Here is a 2,606-nt window from a genome sequence, read left to right as displayed (position 1 = left end):
GTTAACGAGTATATAGTAAAAACAGTGTCTATTCGCGTGTGAGTGAGTGACAGGGCTTTACATATAACGTCAGCGGCTTTAATTTCAAACGTACATACTGTGTATAATGGTATGTACGTTTTTTATTTGCGCCGAGTCCTTCGGCGGTAACCATTCATCCATGAATTTTTGTTCAGTGTTTAATTGCACCTTGTGAGTGCGACTTGTTCCAACAAGTCGGGAGAGATAGGAGTTACGTCATTGGTTTAGCAGGACGGGGATAGTTATTTGCGGCAAGTACAGAGTTGTCGCCGCATCCATGCGGCTTTGACAGTTCAGTTGTTCACTCATTGATTCACCTTCTTGATTAATTGCACTTAATTTACCACCACATTGCAACCGCTCCTTACCACGTGTTGCAAATTAATCGCACCACAACTTTCACGGAAAGTACCACTTCGTCGGATCTCGGCTTTGTGCCATTAAGAGACATTCACTTAGCTCTTACAACAACTTTGGCCTTCTTGAATTGGTGGGCATTTCACTGTTCCATAAGAGCAGTATACACAACAATCGCCCTTCAAAGGCTTTAGGAGAACTTTGCAAGATTCACATTCATAATACCACTGGCAAGCGTTGGTTGACATTTCTTCGGTTTTACTGAAACCGCACTCAGGGCAAGTAATGGTAGAATTTAACTCTATACCTCGCATGTTTGCTCCTTCAAAGGTTTAACAATGTCCAATACGGACATTACAATCATCAAACAAATACCCACATAGAACAAATAAGTGCTCCAGTCATATTGCCATAGTGGATAGAGGGTTAACAAAACAGCTATAGGCCCAATAACTCCAAGAGTACCTCTCGTATGATTTTGGTTTTTATACCAGTTATACAAATTTACCAACAACGCCAAAGTTGCAAATATAGGTAACAAGGTATTTACAGCAATCCCCTCAAAGTGAGAGAGAAAGCCTAATCCCAATGCTGATGCTAATGAACCGAGAGCAGGGAAACACCCCGTACAACTGAGGGCTGCAAGCCAAACACCACCTGAGCCAACTTTATCTAAAATCTTATTAATCATTTTTAACGTCTAACATTATTTGAATGACTTGAGTGTAAACTCCGTAGATAGGTACGGAGTCAATGCTATTTTAGCGAATCGATTATTGGGCAGTGAGATTGGTCGTTATTGTTGCGGCATGAATTAGTCATTTCTTTTATGACGACTTCTAAGCGTTGAAGGTCAGCTATCTTACTTTGAATTAAGCTCAGTTTCTGCAAACCTAGAGATTCAACTTTGGCACAATCGCCATCCATTGACATCAAAGACGCTACTTCCTTTAGAGTAAAGCCAAGTGCTTTAGCCTTACAAATGAATTGTAATTGCTTGGTGATTGAGTCGTCATACACCCGATAACCATTTTGAGGTTTTTGGGGCTGCTTTATTAGGCCTTCTCGCTCATAAAACCGTATAGTTTCTACGCCTAAATCAAGTTCTTTAGCCAACTTACCTATCGTTTTCATCGTATAACCACAAAATCAGCCTACTTCATGACATTAGTATATCAATACGATGTAAAATTTCTCGAACTAATAATGACCGCTTCTCGCTCTTAGCTGACGATCAATTAACTGTATGACTGCTGAAGCTGGTGGTTACATGAAAGTGCAACGGGTTGTAAGCCGCGATTGATCGTGGTGATAAATTTGGGTGATGTTTTGCAGCAGCTTTGCTAATTTTGGTGTAGTAGTTCACTCAAGTAGCTATTTCGCTTATGTGAGTTACTGTGGGCTTCTGTAATAACCCTTAGTTCATCCGAGCTACCAACTATATGGATCTCAACCTCGGCTCTGGTAATCGCGGTATACAGCCACGCTCTATCAACGATTTTGCCTTTCTGTAGTGCAATAATGATTCTAGGAAACTGCGATCCTTGAGCTTTATGTAGGGTTATTGCATAACCCAACTCCATGCAATCGAGCACGGATTGTGTGACCTCAACTTTATCCCCCGTATCCAGCGTTACTTCACCATAACTTTCACCTGATGAGTCAATGCTGGTAAGCGTACCAAGAGAGCCGTTTTGAATGCCTTTATCATAGTGGTTTTGCGTAAATAGAATCGCATCATTCAATCTGAGGTTTTGAAAGAATCTCTCACCGTGCATTTCAAACTCAAGCCTTCTACCGCTTGGGTTAACAGCCTCTTGGGTCAGTTTATTAATTTCAGCAACGAGTGCCTTGGTCGGTGCCATGACGCGACTATTTTCAGGTGATTGCTGATACAACTCACAACAGGCTTGAGCAATGTCGCTCTTTGCCGTTTCGTGGAAGTGAATAGCCCCCGTACTTAGTTTTTCAGGCACGATACCTTGATTAATGAGCTTGGAGTATTCAGGAATACCCGTTGAGCCTTTCTGACGCTTAACGATATCTAGCATAGTATTAGCAATGGCTTTTGATAGAACGATATCAGCCAAAACCTTGCCGCACCCTATAGGTGGTAACTGGTCAGGGTCGCCAGTAAAGATAATACGAACCGATGGGTGAATATGGTTGACCAGGCGATACATGGTTGGCAAGTCAATCATACTGGCTTCATCTATTACCAGTAAATG

The 2,606-nt window shown here is 41.7% G+C and carries 4 protein-coding genes; all 4 read right to left on the bottom strand.

Going from position 1 to position 2,606, the window contains the following annotated elements; genetic code table 11:
* Nucleotides 1-476 precede the first annotated feature (476 nt).
* On the bottom strand, nt 477-692 hold the full coding sequence (locus RJ32_RS15270) for a GDCCVxC domain-containing (seleno)protein (RefSeq protein WP_072243337.1): 216 nt from the start codon (nt 690-692) through the stop codon (nt 477-479).
* A complete protein-coding gene (merC, locus tag RJ32_RS14350; protein WP_034823179.1) occupies nt 680-1,069 on the bottom strand; it encodes an organomercurial transporter MerC in 390 nt (129 codons plus the stop codon). The genes RJ32_RS15270 and merC overlap by 13 nt, the downstream gene beginning before the upstream one ends.
* Before the next feature lie 65 nt (nt 1,070-1,134).
* A complete protein-coding gene (locus RJ32_RS14345) occupies nt 1,135-1,512 on the bottom strand; it encodes a MerR family transcriptional regulator (protein ID WP_019677949.1) in 378 nt (125 codons plus the stop codon).
* 209 nt (nt 1,513-1,721) lie between these two features.
* Nucleotides 1,722-2,606: ATP-dependent RecD-like DNA helicase (locus RJ32_RS14340; protein WP_034823174.1), on the bottom strand; the 885-nt coding region annotated here is incomplete at its 5' end.

Origin of the sequence: Idiomarina sp. 28-8, assembly GCF_000320945.2 — a bacterium.
Classification (GTDB): domain Bacteria; phylum Pseudomonadota; class Gammaproteobacteria; order Enterobacterales; family Alteromonadaceae; genus Idiomarina; species Idiomarina loihiensis.
Note: the sequence above shows the minus strand (reverse complement) of the source record. Positions and strands in the feature narration are given on the sequence as shown.